The 17,717-nt window shown below is 68.4% G+C and carries 17 protein-coding genes and 1 pseudogene; 9 read left to right on the forward strand and 9 right to left on the reverse strand.

Features of this window, described 5'->3' with window-relative positions:
* Positions 1 to 41: 41 nt before the first annotated feature.
* On the reverse strand, positions 42 to 452 hold the full coding sequence (locus tag P0L94_13185) for an acyl-CoA thioesterase (GenBank protein WES63412.1): 411 nt from the start codon (positions 450 to 452) through the stop codon (positions 42 to 44).
* 191 nt (positions 453 to 643) lie between these two features.
* On the opposite strand from P0L94_13185, the gene P0L94_13190 reads away from it, so the two are divergent.
* From P0L94_13190 to P0L94_13200, 3 genes are read left to right on the forward strand one after another with little or no spacing between them, the layout of a single operon-like run.
* Complete coding sequence (locus P0L94_13190; protein ID WES63413.1) at positions 644 to 2,077, forward strand: hypothetical protein; 1,434 nt, start codon at positions 644 to 646, stop codon at positions 2,075 to 2,077.
* Positions 2,078 to 2,092: 15 nt separating this feature from the next.
* A complete protein-coding gene (locus tag P0L94_13195; GenBank protein ID WES63414.1) occupies positions 2,093 to 3,280 on the forward strand; it encodes a thiolase family protein in 1,188 nt (395 codons plus the stop codon).
* Positions 3,281 to 3,330: 50 nt separating this feature from the next.
* Positions 3,331 to 3,816, forward strand: a complete 486-nt coding sequence (locus P0L94_13200) for a helix-turn-helix domain-containing protein (GenBank protein WES63415.1) — start codon at positions 3,331 to 3,333, stop codon at positions 3,814 to 3,816.
* Between the two features lie 74 nt (positions 3,817 to 3,890).
* Here P0L94_13200 and P0L94_13205 read toward each other — a convergent pair whose 3' ends face one another.
* From P0L94_13205 to P0L94_13225, 5 genes are all read right to left on the reverse strand, one after another.
* Positions 3,891 to 4,721 (reverse strand): PaaX family transcriptional regulator C-terminal domain-containing protein, encoded by an 831-nt coding sequence (locus P0L94_13205; GenBank protein WES63416.1) that lies wholly within the window; start codon positions 4,719 to 4,721, stop codon positions 3,891 to 3,893.
* 49 nt (positions 4,722 to 4,770) lie between these two features.
* Positions 4,771 to 5,577 (reverse strand): ABC transporter ATP-binding protein, encoded by an 807-nt coding sequence (locus tag P0L94_13210; protein WES63417.1) that lies wholly within the window; start codon positions 5,575 to 5,577, stop codon positions 4,771 to 4,773.
* Positions 5,570 to 6,394: an ABC transporter permease gene (locus tag P0L94_13215; protein ID WES63418.1), complete on the reverse strand. Its 825-nt coding sequence runs from the start codon at positions 6,392 to 6,394 to the stop codon at positions 5,570 to 5,572. The genes P0L94_13210 and P0L94_13215 overlap by 8 nt, the downstream gene beginning before the upstream one ends.
* On the reverse strand, positions 6,391 to 7,218 hold the full coding sequence (locus P0L94_13220) for an ABC transporter permease (GenBank protein ID WES63419.1): 828 nt from the start codon (positions 7,216 to 7,218) through the stop codon (positions 6,391 to 6,393). The genes P0L94_13215 and P0L94_13220 overlap by 4 nt, the downstream gene beginning before the upstream one ends.
* Positions 7,219 to 7,300: 82 nt before the next feature.
* Positions 7,301 to 8,284 (reverse strand): ABC transporter substrate-binding protein, encoded by a 984-nt coding sequence (locus tag P0L94_13225; protein WES63420.1) that lies wholly within the window; start codon positions 8,282 to 8,284, stop codon positions 7,301 to 7,303.
* Positions 8,285 to 8,570: 286 nt separating this feature from the next.
* Between P0L94_13225 and P0L94_13230 the strand changes: the two genes are divergently transcribed.
* Positions 8,571 to 9,176, forward strand: a complete 606-nt coding sequence (locus P0L94_13230; protein WES63421.1) for a hypothetical protein — start codon at positions 8,571 to 8,573, stop codon at positions 9,174 to 9,176.
* A 36-nt stretch (positions 9,177 to 9,212) separates the two neighbouring features.
* On the opposite strand, the gene P0L94_13235 is transcribed toward P0L94_13230, so the two are convergent.
* Complete coding sequence (locus P0L94_13235) at positions 9,213 to 10,229, reverse strand: hypothetical protein (GenBank protein ID WES63422.1); 1,017 nt, start codon at positions 10,227 to 10,229, stop codon at positions 9,213 to 9,215.
* Between the two features lie 128 nt (positions 10,230 to 10,357).
* On the opposite strand from P0L94_13235, the gene purU reads away from it, so the two are divergent.
* The gene (gene purU / locus P0L94_13240; GenBank protein ID WES63423.1) at positions 10,358 to 11,239 is read left to right on the forward strand and encodes a formyltetrahydrofolate deformylase; all 882 of its coding nucleotides are present in this window, start codon (positions 10,358 to 10,360) and stop codon (positions 11,237 to 11,239) included.
* 13 nt (positions 11,240 to 11,252) lie between these two features.
* On the opposite strand, the gene P0L94_13245 is transcribed toward purU, so the two are convergent.
* Both P0L94_13245 and P0L94_13250 read right to left on the reverse strand, forming a co-directional pair.
* Positions 11,253 to 12,167 carry a class A beta-lactamase-related serine hydrolase gene (locus tag P0L94_13245; GenBank protein WES63424.1) on the reverse strand — a complete coding sequence of 305 codons (915 nt, stop codon included), beginning with the start codon at positions 12,165 to 12,167 and terminating at the stop codon, positions 11,253 to 11,255.
* A gap of 89 nt (positions 12,168 to 12,256) precedes the next feature.
* Positions 12,257 to 14,233: a M13-type metalloendopeptidase gene (locus P0L94_13250; GenBank protein WES63425.1), complete on the reverse strand. Its 1,977-nt coding sequence runs from the start codon at positions 14,231 to 14,233 to the stop codon at positions 12,257 to 12,259.
* 141 nt (positions 14,234 to 14,374) lie between these two features.
* Between P0L94_13250 and P0L94_13255 the strand changes: the two genes are divergently transcribed.
* The 4 genes and pseudogenes from P0L94_13255 to P0L94_13270 all read left to right on the forward strand — a co-directional run bounded on the left by P0L94_13255 (position 14,375) and on the right by P0L94_13270 (position 17,483).
* Positions 14,375 to 15,700: an MATE family efflux transporter gene (locus P0L94_13255; protein WES63426.1), complete on the forward strand. Its 1,326-nt coding sequence runs from the start codon at positions 14,375 to 14,377 to the stop codon at positions 15,698 to 15,700.
* 65 nt (positions 15,701 to 15,765) lie between these two features.
* Positions 15,766 to 16,587, forward strand: a complete 822-nt coding sequence (gene ppk2 / locus P0L94_13260; protein ID WES63427.1) for a polyphosphate kinase 2 — start codon at positions 15,766 to 15,768, stop codon at positions 16,585 to 16,587.
* Positions 16,588 to 16,715: 128 nt separating this feature from the next.
* Entirely contained in the window at positions 16,716 to 16,928 is a 213-nt protein-coding gene (locus P0L94_13265; GenBank protein WES63428.1) for a hypothetical protein, read from the forward strand.
* A 105-nt stretch (positions 16,929 to 17,033) separates the two neighbouring features.
* A pseudogene (locus P0L94_13270) lies at positions 17,034 to 17,483 on the forward strand (glycosyltransferase).
* The last annotated feature ends 234 nt before the right edge of the window (positions 17,484 to 17,717 follow it).

Consider the following 17,717-nt stretch of genomic DNA (forward strand, 5'->3'; position numbering starts at 1 on the left):
CTCCACATGAAGCGTTGCGCGGCCTCCGCCGCGCAATCGGATCAGCCCCGGAATCGGGCGGCGAGCTCCTCGGGAATCGGAGCGCTCTTGATCCCACGCTCGGGGTCCTTCACGGTCCAGACCCTGGTTTCGGTCCCCTCCACACAGACGACGCCGTCGTGCGTCAGGGTGTGGCGGATCTCGAAGCTCTTCGCTCCGACCCGCACGATCTCGGTCGTGATCTCGACGTCGTCGCCGTACCGGCACGGGGCTCGGAACTCGGCCTGCGTCTGTACGAGCGGGCATCCGGCGGCATCGAAGTGGGCGAGCATCTCGGGCTTCGGCCATCCCGCTGCCTCGTACAGCATGGTCGTGCCGTGATCGAACCAGCGGAAGAACTGCGGGTTGAACACGATCCCGGCAGGGTCGCAGTCCCCCCACTCGACGCGGCGGGTGAGTGTGTTGGTGAGCATGTCAGGTGTTTCCTCTCGAACAGATCGAAGCGCACCCATCGCAGCGGGCGCGCACTCGCTGGTCTAGCGTCAACACCTCGCCCTCGTCGAGAGCATGGTTCTCCCGATCAAGTGGAGGACGACGACGGGTCGAGCAGGATGCGGCTACGGTTCGAGTCAGTTCTCTAAAAGAATCCACCCAGGGAGACTCAATGGCCGAGCAGAACCTGCAGTCCGTGATCGACTCGTCGTCGAGCATCGTGGACCGCTTCTATCAGAACTCACCGAAGACCGCGCTGAATGTCTTCGGCGTGATGATGCCCGTGGACGCGGTTCGTGCGGAGTTCACGACGTGGCGTGCGGAGCAGCTGTCGTGGCGGAACAGCATCGCGCTGCATGACCAGAGCTACCACATGAACAACCTGCTGATCCGCGGCAAGGATGCGCTCGCACTGTTCACGTCGCTGGCCATCAACTCTTTCGCCACCTTCCGGCCGGGCGCGGCCAAGCAGTTCATCGCGTGCTCGCCGGAGGGGTATGTCATCGGCGACGCGATCCTGTACTACCTGGCCGAGGAGGAGCTGCTGCTGGTCGGGAACCCGGCGTCCACCGACTGGGTTCAGTACAACGCCGAGACCGGCGACTTCGATGTGGAGGTCGTGCTGGATCCGGTTTGGGCGCTGAACAAGGACAAGCGCCGTCTGAACTACCGGTACCAGGTCGAGGGTCCGCACGCGTATGAGCTGCTCGAGGAGCTCAACGGCGGGCCGCTGCCGGAGATCAAGTTCTTCCGGTCGGGCACGATCACGATCGCCGGTCACGAGGTGCGTGCGATGCGTCACAGCATGGGCGGCGTGCCGGGGCTGGAGCTGTCGGGCCCGTGGGACGACCGCAAGGACGTCAAGACCGCGCTGGTGTCGGCGGGCAAGAAGTACGGGCTGCGTCAGATCGGGTCCCTCGCGTACTTCAGCACCGTGATGGAGTCCGGCTGGTGGGCGGTGCCGTTCTCGGCCGTGTACACCAGCCCTGCACTGCAGGGGTACCGCGAGTGGCTGAGCGACCGCAGCGCGTCAGCGCGGATGTCGCTGGGCGGCAGCTTCTACTCGCCGAACCCGGAGGACTACTACGCCACCCCGTGGGACCTGAACTACGGCCACATCATCAAGTTCGACCACGACTTCGTCGGGCGTGAGGCGCTCGAGGCGATGGCGGACCAGCCGCACCGCAAGAAGGTCACGCTGCTGTGGCACCCGGACGACTTCACGCAGGTGTTCCAGCGGCTCGTGGGCGATGGCCCGACCGCTCTGCACGTCGACCTGCCCGTCGCCGCCACCGGCCGGCTGCACTACGACAAGGTGCTCGACGCGGACGGGAACCTCGTGGGCTTCGGCACCTACCCCGCCTACAGCTACAACGAGCGAGCCATGATGTCCCTCGGCTCGATCGACGAAGCCTTCGCCGAGCCCGGCACCGAACTCACCCTGATCTGGGGCGAGGACGGCGGCGGCAGCCGCAGCGGCGGCATCGTCGAACCCCACGAGCAGATCACCATCCGCGTCACTGTCGCCCCGACACCCATCGGAGACGTCGCCCGGACCTACCGCGCCAAGTCCAACGCCGAACTCACCGCGACACCCTCGGCATAGGCAGGGGGCCTGTTCATGGCATTCGACAACGTCTTCATTCCGATCCCGCACATCTGGTCGACCCCGTTCACCAAGTGGCAGGGCGCGCTGGCCGAGGTGAACGCGCTCGATCTCGCCGTCGACGTCACCGCGCGGGCGCTCGAGCAGCGTGAAACCGCGCCGGGGCTCTTCACACATTGGGCGCTGGGCATGACGGTCATCCAGAAGCACTCCTTCTACGGAGTGACTCTGGTGACGCGTCGGCTCGGAGCCGGAGATGTCGCGGGACCGTGGATCAGCCGAGCGTGCGCGACGTCCGCGGCGGTCGTAGACCATCTCGCGACGCAGGTGCAGCTCGGGCGTCACCGGGCCACGCTGGGAGTGCTCACCGATCGGACGAGCAACGCACCGCTCATGATCTACCCCAGCGCCCGCGGCATGGGAGGAGCCCCGCAGACCGAGCACTGGATGCTCGACAACTTCTCGCTCGACCCGACCACCGGGCAGAGCATGCTCGACACGGCCGAGAACACCGCGCGGGACGGCGGGTTCACGCGTGAGCAGGTCGACGAACTCACGCTCCTGCGCAACGAGCAGTACCGGCGGGCTCTCGCGGACGACCGCGCCTTCCAGCGCCGCTACATGGTCGACATCCACATCCCCGGACGCAAGGGCACAACGGTCATCAGTGAGGACGGCGGGGTGTTCCCGACGACCGCCGAGGGTCTGGCCGCGCTGCGGCCGGCGACCGAGGGCGGCGTGACCACGTTCGGGTCTCAGACGCACCCCGCAGACGCCGCCGCGGGTATCGCGGTCACCGACCGCGACACCGCGCGGGAGCTCGGCGGCGGGGCGACCGCCCAGATCCTCGGCACCGGCTTCGGCCGCGCCGAACCCGCCTTCATGCCGAAGGCCCCGGTGCAGGCGGCCGCCCACGCCCTCGACGATGCCGGGCTCGATCTCGATGCCATCGACCTGGTCACGACCCACAACCCGTTCGCGGTGAACGATCTGTGGTTCGCGCACGAGACGGGATACGACCTCGAGCGGATGAACGTGTACGGCTCCTCGCTCGTCTACGGCCACCCGCAGGCACCGACGGGCGCACGCGCGATCGCCGAACTGATCCACGCCCTCCACGAACGCGGCGGCGGCTACGGCCTCTTCGTCGGCTGCGCCGCCGGCGACGACGCCGGCGGCGTCGTCATCAAGGTCGACGGATGACCGGCAACGGCTCCAGCGGCGCTCGCACCCGGATTGGCTAGAGTCGGCACATGCCTCGACCGACCTCCACTGCGGTGCAGCGAACCGGGGAGCTCCTTCGGCAGGGAGCCGCCTCACTCGTGCTGCGTGAGGCGTTCTTCCGCGTGCGCCGTTTCGACGATTTTCAGCGCCTCCTCGGCGTGTCACGGTCGGTGCTCGCTCGCACGCTGAAGTCGCTCGTAGCCGCCGGCATCCTCGAACGGCGGCGGTATCAGCGCCGGCCCGACCGATACGAGTACATCCTCACCGAGTCCGGGCTGGCGCTGTATCCGGTGTTCCTGGCGATGAAGCAGTGGGGCGACGCCTGGCTCGGAAGCGATGGCCCGGAGATCACCCTCACGCATAAGAGCTGCGAGCACCCATGCGAGCCGCGAATGACCTGCGATCACTGCGGTGGAGTCATCAGGGCGACAGAGATGACGTACACGGTGACACCGAGGGCGAACGCGGATCCTCACGGCGAGGATCCGCGCGCCTCGATTCAGGAGTACATATAAGACCCCAGGAACCGCCCCGGGCGCGCTCCAGTGGATGCCGACTCCTGGATGCCGGCTGGCGTCCGGCGCTGCATTCACGCCGCCGGCGCAGCGCCCTTCCGGGCACCCGGCTGCCGAGTTCTCTGGGCGACGGACTGTTGCGTCAGAAGGCGGAACTCAGCTGCGGCATCCCCCATCTCCGCGCCGCGCGCGTGGAAGGCATGCAGGCTCTCTCCGGCAGGCCACCCTGCGCCGAGAACCGACCCCGGGAGGCGGGGGTCGGCGCGGAGCAATGCCAGCCAATCCGCGACCAGTGCCACATGCGCGGCGAGGGGGTTCGTTATCCCATCCCAGGATCCGGCTTCCCCCCACGTCGCAAGGAAGAGTTCATGCTCGGCGCGGATGTCGTCCAGATTCCACACGTTCCCGAGCGCGTCGGCGATGGGGAACTCGGGCAGTTCCTGTGCTCGGAACGCGATGATCGCCGCGCTCGGCAGGTCGGGCGGCAGGGACTGCAGGACGGACGAGAGCTCCACCTCTCCCGGAGCGACCCAGAGTCCGTCGCGGAGAGGGGCGAATCCCTCCCAGCCGAGCGCGGCGCGCAGCCGGTGTCGCACGGCGCGCTGGTCCTCCGAGAGCGAGAAGCTGACGAGCGTCCAGCCATCGCCGCGCGGGACGAACGGATTGCGTTCGTGGACTCGCCGTGACCCCTCGTCGAGAACTCGCCGCGCACGCTCGGTGAGGTGCACCTCGATCTCACGCCCGACTCGCTCTCGCCGGACCAGCTCGCTCGCAGCCATCCGGTCAAGACACGCACGCACGGCGGGGGCGCTGATGCCGGCCTCCCCGAGGACGCCGATGATGACGATCGCCCGCACATGCGAAATGCCCAAGTTCCGCATGTATTCACCCAGGAAGGCGAGCATCAGCTCCTTGGCGCCCCGTTGCCGCATCACCGGGCTCTCGTCGTCGGGTTCATGCGGTGGGGCGGATGGCTTCGCCGCGTTTGGCGCGTTGGATCTGCTCGTACACGTGGGTGCGCAGCTCGGTGAAGCGGGGCAGGGCGCGGGTGGTGATCTGGTCGCGGTCGGCGTCGAGGTCGATGGCGAGGTCTTCCTGCACCCAGGTCGGGGACTTCGAGAGCACCACGACCCGTTCGCCGAGGTAGACGGACTCGTCGATGTCGTGGGTGACGAACAGGATCGACATGCCCCGCTCCAGATGCAGCCGCCGCACCAGATCCTCGAGATCGGCTCGGGTCTGCGCGTCGACGGCCGCGAACGGCTCGTCCATGATCAGCACCTCGGGCTGGTACGCCACGGCGCGGGCGATCGCGACACGCTGCTGCATGCCGCCGGACAGCTGCCACGGGTAGCTCTTGTGGGCATGGCCGAGGCCGACCGCCTCGAGGGCGTCGTCGATGAGCTGGTCCCGGTGCGCCTTCGACATCTTCTTGTGCTTCAGCGGCAGCTCCACGTTCCCCCGCACCGTCAGCCACGGATACAGGCTCCGCCCGTACTCCTGGAACACCAGCGCCATGTCCGGCGGCGGCGCGGTCACCCGGCCGCCATGCAGCATCACCGTCCCCTCGGTGGGCTTGAGCAGCCCCGCGATGCACTTCAGCAGCGTGGTCTTCCCGCACCCCGACGGGCCCACGATGCACACCAGCTCACCCTTCTGCATCGAGAAGCTGATATCGCCGATCGCCTCGACGGACCCCGTCGCGGACTCGTAGACCTTCTTCAGATGCTCGACCTCGAGCAGCGTGTCACGTTCAGGCACGTTCGACCTCCTTGATTCCGTGGTACCAGCGCAGCACCCGACGCTCCGCGAACCCGAAGATCGCCGCGAGCAGAACACCGATCAGACCCAGCAGCAGGATGCCGCTCCACATCTCCGCGATCAGGTAATTGCGCTGGAAGTAGACGATCCGGTACCCCAGACCGGACGACGAATAGAACATCTCCGAGATCACCATCAGGATCAGCGCGATCGACAGCGACTGCCGCACCCCCGCCATGATCCGCGGGCTCGCCGCCGGCAGCACCAGGAAACGGATCGTCTCACCGACCGTGAGCGCGAACGACCGCGACGTCTCGGTCATCACACTGTCCGTGGACCGCACCCCGTCGATCGTGTTCAGCAGCACCGGCCACACCGCACCCACCACGATCACCGTGATCTTCATCGCATCGGTCGGCCCCAGCAGCACCGCGATGATCGGGATCAGCACCGGCGGCGGCACCGCACGGAAGAACTCCAGCATCGGCTCCAGCAGCTCACGCAGCCACCGGTTCAAACCGATCAGCGTCCCGGCGACCACACCGATCGTGACCGACAGCACGATCCCGCCCGCCAGACGCCCCAGACTCGGCAGGATGTCCTCGAAGAACGCCGGACCCACCCACGTCTCCCAGAACGCCGCGAAGATCGTCAACGGCGACGGGAAGAAGATCTCCGGCGACACCGAGGACCACACACCCCAGATCACCAGCAGAATGATCGGCAGCCCCAGCGCATACGCGGTGCTCTCCCCGACCTTCCGCCACAGCGCAGGCCCCCGACGCGGGACGACGACAGTGCTCGTATACAGAGTCACAGCACTTCCTCCCCCCGCACCGACTGATGCCACGACAACGCACGACGCTCGATCGCACGGAACACCAGATTCACAACCAGCCCCAGCAGACCCGTCACGATCACCAGCGCATACACCCCGACATAATCACCCGCGGACTGCGCGAACACGATCTCCCGACCCACACCCGGATTCCCGATCGTCATCTCCGCCGTCACCGCAAGGATCAACGCCACCGTCGCCGCCAACCGCACACCCGTCATCAGATACGGCAACGCCGTCGGCAACACCAGATTCACAATCCGCGAACCCCGACTCAACCCGAAACTGCGAGCCGTGTCACGAGCCACAGCATCCACATCCGCCACCCCGTACAGCACCTGCACGAACACCTGCCAGAAACTCGCGAACACGATGATCACCAACGCCGCCTGCAACTGGATCCCGAACATCAGAATCGCCAACGGAATCAAAGCCACCGACGGAATCGGACGCAGGAACTCCACCGTCGTATGCGTCGACCGCCGCAAGAACGGAACCAGACCGATCACCGTCCCCAACACCGTCGCCAGGGACACCGCGATCACCAGACCGATCCCCCACGCCGTCATCGTCCGACCCACATTCCGCCAGAACTCCACATCCAACATGTCCGCAGCAAGCCGGGCAAGCACCTCAGACGCAGGCGGGAACGTCGCCGGATTCAACAAACCCAAAGTCGGAATCAACTGCCACGTCAGCAGAAAACCCGCAATCCCCGCCGCACCCAACGCGACCTTACGCACCGACCGACGCGCACGCGCACTCCGATAACGAGCCGCAACCACAGAAGCCTCAGCAGTCATGAAAACCCTTTCGCAGGTGAGGGGAGAACGGCGACGCGGGATGCCGGACCGGCGTGGGCCCGGCATCCCGCGTCGATCGTGCTTACTGCTGCTGGACCAGGCGGTCCCAGTTCGGCTCGGTGTCGAGGACGCCGTAGCCCATGGCCAGGGATGCCAGCTCCTGCATGTTGGCGAGGTTGAGCTCCGACGACCAGGTCGGCAGCGTGATGCCCGCGGCCGCCTCCTCGGGGATGCCCATGTTGTCGACGATGGCGGCGCGAACGCCGTCCTCGTTCGCCGCGGCCCACTCCAGCGTCTCCTTCATCGCCGCCGAGTAGTCGGCGATGAGCTGTGGGTCGTTGTCGAGCAGATCCTGAGTGGTGATCGAGGTCAGCAGCTCGAGACCCGGGATCGTCGCCTGGTAGGGGAAGACGACGATGTTGCCGCCGGCGCCCTCGATCTGCGACATGAACGGGTCGGGCACCCAGCCCGCGTCGATGTTGCCCGCCTCGAGCTGCGCCTGCACGTCGGGGAAGATGACCTCGACGAACTCGATCGTCGAGGGGTCGCCGCCGTCGTCCTCGACGGCCTTCATGATCGTGACATCACCCGCGGCGCCGAGGGTGTTCACCGACACGCGCTTGCCTTCGAGGTCGGCCGGGCGCTCGATGCCCGAGTCGCCGAGGGACACGACGGCGTTGACGTCGCGGCCCGTCTCGAGGCTGTTGGCGTAGTCCCCGATCATGACGATGCCGAGGTCGGCGATGTCGGCACGGAACGGGCCGAAGGGCTGACCGATCGCGATCTGGATGTCGCCGCTGACCAGAGCGGGGATGGCGTTCGCGCCGCCCGACGAGGGAACGACCTCGACCTCGAGGTTGTGGTCGGCCCAGATGCCCTCGGCCATGGCGCCCCACAGGGCGCCGGTCTCGGCGATGGGCAGGGCCGCGATGCGGATCGTGCGCATCTCGCCGCCCGACGCGTCGTCGGACGGGGCGGTGGTGGGTTCGGCACCGGAGTCGGTGCAGCCGCTCAGAGCGAGAACGGCCGCGGCACCGAGTGCGACGACGGACAGGAGCTTCTTCATCGAAGTGCCTCTCATTGGCAGTGGATGCGGTGATGGGACGCCGACAACGCCGGAAGAGGTGGTGGGGCTGCTTCACCCCGTGTCGATCACTCCAGCGTGTCGATGCCATTCATCGTCGCTTCCACCACCCTGATTGTCAAGCATCTTTTGACGCCCGTCATGAAACAGTTGAATAACGAGGCCCTCGCTCACCTCGCCTGACGGACGGATACCGGACGGATACCGGGAGGGAGGAGTCTCTGAGGCGACCGGGAATACCGGTATCCGACGAATGAGGAGAGCGACGATGAAGAGCTCACTGGCGAAGAGGATCCTGGGGATCGGGGTGGCCGTGGCGGCGTTGGTGGGCCTGACGGCGGCCCCCGCGTACGCGAAGACCACCGTCGAGAAGGTCGACATCCCCAGCGAGCAGTTCTTCTACGACAACGTCGTCACCGGTGACGGCGAGCCGCCCTACATCCTGCTGGCGGGCGGCGATTTCGGCGACTTCTGCGAGGAGAATCTGCCGACGGCGACCCACTTCATTCGGGTCAAGGGAACGCCGCCGGATGAGGGCGCGACGTACCACGAGCGCTGGGGAGCGCGCGTCGAGATGGCCCTGTACGACATCGAGGGGATGGACGCGTTCGTGTGGCTCGACACGTACTGCCCCGCGTACTTCGCGACCGGCGCCACCCCCGAGCGGATCGCCCACGGTGCGGGGTCGGTGATGTCGAACCTCTACGCGACCTTCCACGGCGCCGAGGCTCCGGATGTCTGGACGGAGAACAGCGCCCGAGGCGTGCTCAAGACGCCCGACGGCGAGACGCTCGTGGTCCGGGGTGTCGCCGAGCTCACGTTCGAGCCGGCGTTCTCGGTCGACCACGTGTCGCTCGAGATCCTCAACCGATGAGCCGGGCGGTGTGCGCGTCCGGGCCGGGTCGCCCGGTCAGGACGCGTACACCGCGAGCCCGATCGTCGCGGCGTAGATCGCCGGGATCGCCACGCCCTCGAACCCGATGCCGCGGCGATCGCGCACGATGAGCCCGGCTCCCAGCACCGCGGTGATCAGCAGCGTGCCGCCCAGCAACACGAGGCTCACCGCGCCGGCCGAGGCGTAGATCGTGCCGTCGAGGTAGAACGCATCGGCGACCGTCAGCGTCAGGACGTCGAAGACGTTCCCGCCGATGATGTTCGCCACGCCCAGGGTCAGGGCGCCCATGCGGATGGCGGCGATCAGCACGATGAGCTCGGGCAGCGACGTGATCGCCGTCGTGAGGGTGAACCCCGTGACGCCACTCGACCACCCGGTGGCGGCGACCACCGAGAGCCCGGCGTGGCCGATGACCCAGCCGGTGACGGCGACCACGAGGCCGAGCGAGGCGAGGGTGCCCCACAGCCTCGGCAGCGACTGCGTCGACGCCTGCCCGCCCTCGTCCTCGCGCGTCTCGCTGGTGCGGATGGGACGCCACATCGGCTCGTCGTGCATGCGTCGGATCAGCCGCAGACCGTAGAGGTAGAAGACCGGGATCAGGATCGTCACGGGGTGGACCCACCCGATGCTCAGCTCGGGGGTGGCGAAGGCGATCACGGGCAGGGAGATGAGGCCGATGAGGACGATCGCCTGCAGGATGTTCTCGAGCGACGCGGCCGCGTGCTCGAGATTCGCGCGGCGGTAGACCAGGTCGGCGATGGCGAGCCACACCGTCTGCAGGGCGATGCCGCCGATCGGGTTCGCCAGCGCGAACGCGGCGTCCCCCTCGAGGGCTCCCGTGGCGGTCGTGACGATGCCCGGCAGCGAGGTGATCGCTCCCAGGAACACCGCCCCCGCGACGGCCTCGCCGATCCCGGTGCGGTCCGCGATCTCATCCGCCGCCCGCGCCAGGCGGGATCCGGCGAACACGATCACCACCACGGCGCCCACGAGGGCGAAGACGCTCGGCCACAGCGGCCAGGTATCCGTCACGAAGCGATCCAGTCCGTCACGTCGTTCCCCCTGATCGGTCGAAGACGGGCTCGTAGGCTTCGACGCTAGGGCGTGGGCTCCCCCGGGCCAAATGGAGCCGCGGGGCTTGACACGGAAGAATCGTCTCCATGCCCTCGCCCTCCGCGCACGTGATGCCCGACCATGCCTGCCTCATCGTCCACGGAAGGGACCAGCCCGGAATCGTCGCGGCGGTCTCGGCCCTGATCACCCGGCACCGGGCGAACATCACGGCCCTGGACCAGTACTCGGACAATCCCGAGGGCGGAGCCTACTTCCAGCGGGTGGTCTTCCATCGGCCCGAGTTGGCCGCCGCCATCCCCGAGATCGAGGCGGATCTGACCGCGACACTCGGCGACGGCTTCGATCTGGAGTGGACCCTCACCGACCAGTCGACGCCGAAGCGCATGGCGATCCTCGCCTCGAAGCAGGACCACTGCCTGCTCGATCTGCTGTGGCGCCATCGACGCGGCGACCTGCCCGTCAGCATCCCGATGGTGATCTCGAACCACACGACATCGGCCGAGGACGTCCGCTCGTTCGGCGTGCCGTTCTTCCACGTGCCGTCGGTGGCGGGTCCCGACAAGTCCGCGTCCGAGGCCAAGATCGTCGAGCTGCTGCGCGGCAACGTCGACGTCGTCGTGCTCGCCCGCTACATGCAGATCCTCTCCAGCGACTTCCTCGAGCAGGTCGGCGTGCCGGTGATCAACATCCACCACTCGTTCCTGCCGGCCTTCATCGGCGCCGACCCGTACAAGAAGGCCAAGGACCGGGGCGTCAAGCTCATCGGCGCGACCAGCCACTATGTCACGACCGACCTCGACGAGGGCCCGATCATCGAGCAGGACACCGTGCGCGTGAACCATGCCGACAGCTATCGGGAACTCGTGCGGCGCGGCGCCGACGTCGAGCGCCAGGTGCTCTCGCGCGCCGTGCTGTGGCACGCGCAGGACCGCGTGCTGCGCCACGGCAACCACACGATCGTGTTCTGACGCGCGCCTCGCCTCAGAACACGTACTCCATGAGCTCCATGCCGAGCGTGCGGAACGCCTCATGCGCTCGCATCCGGTGGTAGATCGAGAGGTCGTCGAAGCACACGATCAGCGCGTACGAGACTCCCGCGCGGGGTCCGGCGAGCACGCCCGCCTCGACCCGGATGCCGTCGTCTCGGCCGGTCTTGTTGATGAACAGCAGCCCGTGCTCGTCGTTCTCGTGCGAGAACGGATCGAGGCCGGTCGCGGCGGCGACCAGCGACAGGTCGTGGTTCAGGCTCAGCCACTCGGCGACCTGCGCGCTGACCCCCGGCGACACCGCCTGCGAGTTCACCAGCGCCGCGAACACCTCGGCGAGCTCGCGCGCCGAACCGAGCGCGAAGTGCGGCGCGTCATCGGGCCCGCGTTCGTCGCGGAAGCGGTCGAGGAGCGCCGAGCGGCTCAGCCCCAGCGCCTCGATGCGCGCGCGCACGGCCGGGATCCCGACGCGGTGCAGCAGCGCGTTCGCAGCCAGGGCGTCTCCGGTCGAGGCGGTCAGGACGGCGAGGTCGATCAACGGCAGCGCGGGCGCCTTCAGGTGCTGCCACACTCCGCCGACGGCCACTGGGTCGATGACCGAGCGATCGAGGATCTCGAGCGGGTCGAGCGTTCCCGCCTCGAAACCGGCGGCGGTCTCGACCAGCAGCGGCACGACGCCGAGTCCGGCCACCGGCAGCGTGACGAAGTCGTCGCCGTTGAGGACGGCGGTGCCGCGGTCGAGATCGGTGATGCGCACCGAGATCTTCGCTCCCGACCCCGCGAGGTCGTCGAGCGCCTTCAGCGTCGCGGTGAATGTCGGTCGTGCGGCTGCCGCCCTCCTCGGCAGTCGCCGGCTGCTGCGTCGCGACCCCCGACGCGACTCAGCCTCCCTCTTGGGCTCAGAGGACATGCCCACAGGGCTTCCTTCCGGTATCGGGTGTTCGGGCGGATGGGGCTGCGCTCAGGCGAGCGCGATCGGGGGCTGGGGCTCCCCCGTCGTCACCAGATGGTGACGCGCTGCTCCTCGTCGAGCCACAGCGCGTCGCCCTCGGTCACGCCGAAGGCGTCGTAGAAGGCGTCGATGTTGCGGACGATCTGGTTGCAGCGGAATTCGTTGGGCGAGTGCGGGTCGATGGTCAGCAGGCGGATGGTCTCGGCGTCCCGGCCCTTCTGTTGCCAGATCTGGCCCCAGCTCAGCAGCAGGCGCTGGATGCCGGTGAAGCCGTCGATGTCGGAACCGTCGGCGGGCTCCGCCGCGGCGGCCAGCGCGAGACGGTAGGCCTTGATCGCGATGCCGAGGCCGCCGAGGTCGCCGATGTTCTCGCCGATCGTGAGCGCGCCGTTCACGTGGTGCTCCTCGGCGAGCCCCTCGGGGACGAGCGCCTCGTACTGCGCGATGAGGTTCTTCGTGCGGTCCTCGAACGCCTCGCGATCGGCATCCGTCCACCAGTCGCGCAGCGACCCGTCGCCGTCGAAGCGGCTGCCCTGGTCGTCGAAGCCGTGGCCGATCTCGTGGCCGATCACCGCGCCGATGCCGCCGTAGTTGGCCGCGGCATCCCGATCCGCCTCGAAGAACGGGTACTGCAGGATCGCCGCGGGGAACACGATCTCGTTCATCAGCGGGTTGTAGTACGCGTTGACCGTCTGCGGGGTCATGAACCACTCGTCGCGGTCGACGGGGCCGCCGATCTTGCCGAGCTGCCGGTCGTGCTCCCACACGTTCGCGCGGCGGACATTCCCGACGAGGTCCTCGGCGTCGATCTCGAGGGAGGAGTAGTCCTTCCACTTCACCGGGTAGCCGATCTTGGGCGTGAAGGCGTCGAGCTTGCCGAGGGCCCGCTCGCGCGTCTCGGGGCTCATCCACTCGAGGGTCGAGATCGACTCGCGGTAGGCCTCGATGAGGTTGTCGACGAGCTCGTCCATCGCCTCCTTGGCGGCGGGCGGGAAGTGGCGCTCGACGTACACCTTGCCGACGGCCTCGCCCATCGCCGCCTCGACCAGGCCCACGCCGCGCTTCCAGCGCTCGCGGTTGACCGGGACGCCGGTGAGCTGGGTGCCGTAGAACGAGAAGTTCTCGTCGACGAACGCCTGCGAGAGGAACGGCGCCGCAGAGTGGACGATCGAGAAGCGCAGCCACGCCTTCCAGTCCTCGAGCCGGTCCTCGGTCAGCAGCGACCCGAGCCCCTCGAGGAAGCTGGGCTGGGTGACGTTGACTTCGGCGAAGACGTCCGAGAAGCCGGGCGCGACGGCCGCGACCCACGGGCCGAGGTCGACGCCCACGAGCTTCTCGGCCTCGTCGCCGGTCATGAGGTTGTAGGTGGCCATCGCGTCACGGCTGCGCACGTTGTCCCAGTGGTGCTCGGCGAGCTCGGTCTCGAGCGCGACGATGCGGTCGGCGGCGACGGCGGCATCCGCCACGCCCGCGAGCTCCAGGATGCGCTCGATGTGCGCGCGGAACGCCGTGCGCGTCTCGGCGAAGTTGTCGAGGCGGAAGTAGCTCTCGTCCGGCAGCGACAGCCCGCCCTGCACGAAGAACGGAACGTACCGCTCGGGGTTGCCGGGGTCGGGCTCGATGTAGAGGTGGATGAGGCCCGCGACCCCGTCGCGCTCGAGCTCGCCGAGCGCGGCGAGGAATGCCGGGATGCCGTCGATCGCGTCCACGCGCGCCAGCTGAGCCGTCAGCGGCTCGGCACCGAGGGCCTCGATGCGCTCGGTGTCCATGAAGCTCGTGTAGAGGTCGCCGATCTTGCGCGCCTCGGTGCCCGGCTCGGCCGACTGCGCCTCCTCGATGATCGCCCGGACGTCCTTCTCGGCCTGCTCGGCGATCAGATGGAACGAACCCCACCGCGCCTTGTCGTCGGGGATCTCGGTGCGCTCGATCCAGGAACCGTTGACGTGACGGAACAGGTCGTCCTGAGGGCGGATGTCGGCGCTGAGCTCGTCGAGCGCGAGGCCCGAGCGGGGGCTGTCGGTCATGCTTCCACAATAGAGCGCGGCGCCGCCCCCGCGGGCGCCCGAAGGGCGGGCGGGCGCGAGCGGACGCAGGACGTGACCGCATCGTGATGACTCCGGGCCTCGGCGCCCGGAGGTGTCCGCGGCGGCCCGTAGCCTGGTGACGTGGAGCGCACCCGAGACACGCTGAACCGCGACATCCTGCGCCTGGCGGTGCCGGCGCTGGGCGCGCTCGTGGCCGAGCCTCTCTTCCTCATCGTCGACTCGGCGCTCGTCGGCCACCTCGGCGTGGTGCCGCTGGCGGGCCTGGGCATCGCCTCGGCGGTGCTGCAGACGATCGTCGGCCTGATGGTGTTCCTCGCCTACTCGACCACGCCCGCGGTTGCCCGGCGATTCGGAGCCGGCGATTCGTCGAAGGCGGTGTCTGCGGGGATCGACGGGATGTGGCTCGCACTCGGCCTCGGGGCCGTCCTCGCCCTCGTCGGCTACATCGCCATCCCCGTCGTCGTGCCGCTGTTCGGAGCGACCGCCGCGGTCGCCGAGCAGGCGGGCATCTACCTGGGCATCTCGATGTGGGGCCTGCCGGCGATGCTCATCGTGTTCGCGGCGACCGGTCTGCTGCGCGGCATGCAGGACACCGTCACTCCGCTGTGGATCGCCGGGCTCGGGTTCGGCGCGAACGCCGTGCTCAACGCCCTGTTCATCTACGGATTCGGGTGGGGCATCGCCGGATCCGCCATCGGCACGGTCGTGGCCCAGTGGGGCATGGTCGCGGCGTTCGTCGTCGTGGTGGGCCGACTCGCCCGCCGCCACGATGCGACGGTGCGCCCGCAGCGCGACGGCGTCGGCGGCTCGGCGCGCTCGGGCGGATGGCTGTTCCTGCGCACGGTGTCGCTGCGGATCGCGCTCCTGGGCACCGTGGCGGTCGCCGGCGGCCTCGGCACCGGCGAGCTGGCCGGGTGGCAGGTCGCCTTCACGATCTTCTCGACCGCGGCGTTCGCGCTCGACGCGCTCGCGATCGCCGCGCAGGCGCTGATCGGCAAGGGCCTGGGCGCCGAAGACGACCGCCTCGTCACGCGCGTCCTCGGCCGCACGGTGGCATGGGGGCTGTGGTTCGGAGTCGTCGTGGGCCTGCTGATCGGCGGGTTCTCGGGCCTCATCGGCCTGGTGTTCACCGGCGACCCGGCGGTCGCCGCGCTCGTGCAGCCGGCACTGATCGTGCTCGCCGTCGCTCAGCCGGTGTGCGGCATCGTGTTCGTCCTCGACGGGGTGCTCATCGGCGCCGGCGACGCGAAGTACCTCGCGATCGCGGGCGTGCTGAACCTGATTCCGTTCCTGCCCGCGATCGTGGTGATCGCGCTGCTGCATCCGACCGGCGCGTGGGGCCTCGCCTGGCTGGCCGTCGCGTTCTTCGGTGTCTACATGCTCGCCCGCCTCGGCACCCTCGGCTGGCGCGTGCGCGGACGGGAGTGGATGACCGCCGGAGCATGATCGACGGGCCCTTGGGCCTGGAGCCGCGCCCCAGGGCGGCGTAGAGTCCGCCGGGAGGAGGCGCGATGGGCAAGAAGAAGAAGCACCACGGCGACACCGACGAGACCGCTCCGAAGAAGATGAAGCGCAAGGAGTACGAGAAGGAGCTCGAGCGCCTCCACGGAGAACTCGTGGCCATGCAGGAGTGGGTCAAGCACACCGGCGCGAAGGTCATGATCGTCTTCGAGGGTCGTGACACCGCCGGCAAGGGAGGCACGATCAAGGCGATCACCGAGCGGGTGAGCCCGCGCGTGTTCCGCGTGGTGGCCCTCCCGGCGCCGAACGACCGAGAGCGGTCGCAGATGTACTTCCAGCGCTACATGGCCCACTTCCCCGCGGGCGGCGAGGTCGTCATCTTCGACCGCAGCTGGTACAACCGAGCCGGCGTCGAGCCGGTGATGGGCTTCTGCACGCAGGAGGAGACCGACCGGTTCCTCGATCAGGTGCCGCTGGTCGAGAAGGCGATCGTCGACAACGGGATCATCCTCGTCAAGTACTGGCTCGAGGTGAGCCCCGAGGAGCAGACGCGGCGGCTCGAAGGGCGCATCGACGACCCGCGCAAGATCTGGAAGCTGTCGGCCATGGATCTGAAGTCCTACAGCCGCTGGTTCGACTACTCGCGTGCCCGCGATGCGATGTTCAAGGCGAGCGACACCAGCTGGGCGCCGTGGTTCATCGCGCGCACCGACGACAAGAAGCGCGGGCGGCTGAACGTCATCACCCACCTGCTGAGCCAGATCCCCTACGAGCCGATCGAGCGTGAGGAGCTCGAACTGCCCGAGCGTCAGGATTCCGGGGGCTACCGCGACCCGAACCTGCCGCTTCGCTACATCCCGACGCCATACTGAGCGCCCGCATCCGCTCCTCCCCAGGCGGACGTCCGGGGAGGCCATGCACACGTGTGCCGACGCCGCCTGATCACCGGCTCACCCTGGCATCGTCACCCCCGAGGGCTCACAATGGGAGGGTGCTGGAGATGACCGAACCACAGGTGTGGACGATCATCGGCGTGTTCGCGGCAGCCATGTTCGGCATGATCACGATCGTGTCGACGCTGTTCATCCAGGTCGTGCGCAGCGAATTCGGCGGCATGCGCAGCGAGTTCCGGCGACTCGAGGAGAAGGTCGACAACCTCGACCGCGACGTCCAGGCACTCATGTGGCACACGTTCGGCATCGACCGCGGCTGAGCGCGTCTCCGACGGCGGTGCGCCCCACCCCGCCGACACGGAGCCCTATGCTCGGCAGTGATGAGCACCGTCAGTGTCGTCGTTCCGTCGCTGAACGACGCCCGGATGCTCGAAGGCTGCCTGGCCGATCTGGCATCGCAGACCCGCCCCGCCGACGAGGTGATCGTCGTCGACAACGGATCGACCGACGACACGCAGGCCGTCGCCGCGGCCCATGGCGCCGTCGCCGTGGTCGAGCCCGAACACGGTGTTCTCCGCGCGACGGCGCGCGGATTCGATGCCGCGAGCGGTGACGTCATCTGCCGGCTCGACGCCGACTCGAGACCCGCGTCCGATTGGGTCGAGCGCCTCGCAGACCGCTTCGACGCCGACCCGACGCTCGGCGCGCTCACCGGGACCGGCACGTTCTACGGCTGCGGACCGGTCGCACGGTTCCTCGGCGCGCATGTGTACCTCGGCGGCTACTTCTGGTTCATGGGCATGATCATCGGGCGCACTCCGCTGTTCGGCTCGAACTTCGCCCTGCGGCGTGAGGCCTGGCGTGACGCGCGCGAGCGCATCCACCTCGACGATCCGCGCGCCCACGACGATCTCGACATCAGCTTCGTCCTCGACCCGGCCGTGGCGGTCGAGTACGACCCCGATCTTCACGTCGGGGTGTCGGCGCGCCCGTTCGAGAGCGTCGCCGGCATGCGGCGCCGCGCGGCCTGGGCGTTCCACGTCGTCGGCGTCAACTGGGCCGAGGTCAGCTGGCCGCGGCGCGTGGCCCTGGCCTCGAGGGCCCGACGG

Origin of the sequence: Microbacter sp. GSS18 (genome assembly GCA_029319145.1) — a bacterium.
Lineage (GTDB): Bacteria > Actinomycetota > Actinomycetes > Actinomycetales > Microbacteriaceae > Microbacterium.

Excerpts from the sequence above, each read along its gene's own strand:
- P0L94_13185 (WES63412.1), bottom strand. The coding sequence starts at position 452 with ATGCTCACCAACACACTCACCCGCCGCGTCGAGTGGGGGGACTGCGAC.
- P0L94_13190 (WES63413.1), top strand. The coding sequence starts at position 644 with ATGGCCGAGCAGAACCTGCAGTCCGTGATCGACTCGTCGTCGAGCATC.
- P0L94_13195 (WES63414.1), top strand. The coding sequence starts at position 2,093 with ATGGCATTCGACAACGTCTTCATTCCGATCCCGCACATCTGGTCGACC.
- P0L94_13200 (WES63415.1), top strand. The coding sequence starts at position 3,331 with ATGCCTCGACCGACCTCCACTGCGGTGCAGCGAACCGGGGAGCTCCTT.
- P0L94_13205 (WES63416.1), bottom strand. The coding sequence starts at position 4,721 with ATGCTCGCCTTCCTGGGTGAATACATGCGGAACTTGGGCATTTCGCAT.
- P0L94_13220 (WES63419.1), bottom strand. The coding sequence starts at position 7,218 with ATGACTGCTGAGGCTTCTGTGGTTGCGGCTCGTTATCGGAGTGCGCGT.
- P0L94_13225 (WES63420.1), bottom strand. The coding sequence starts at position 8,284 with ATGAAGAAGCTCCTGTCCGTCGTCGCACTCGGTGCCGCGGCCGTTCTC.
- P0L94_13230 (WES63421.1), top strand. The coding sequence starts at position 8,571 with ATGAAGAGCTCACTGGCGAAGAGGATCCTGGGGATCGGGGTGGCCGTG.
- purU (WES63423.1), top strand. The coding sequence starts at position 10,358 with ATGCCCTCGCCCTCCGCGCACGTGATGCCCGACCATGCCTGCCTCATC.
- P0L94_13245 (WES63424.1), bottom strand. The coding sequence starts at position 12,167 with ATGTCCTCTGAGCCCAAGAGGGAGGCTGAGTCGCGTCGGGGGTCGCGA.
- P0L94_13250 (WES63425.1), bottom strand. The coding sequence starts at position 14,233 with ATGACCGACAGCCCCCGCTCGGGCCTCGCGCTCGACGAGCTCAGCGCC.
- ppk2 (WES63427.1), top strand. The coding sequence starts at position 15,766 with ATGGGCAAGAAGAAGAAGCACCACGGCGACACCGACGAGACCGCTCCG.
- P0L94_13265 (WES63428.1), top strand. The coding sequence starts at position 16,716 with ATGACCGAACCACAGGTGTGGACGATCATCGGCGTGTTCGCGGCAGCC.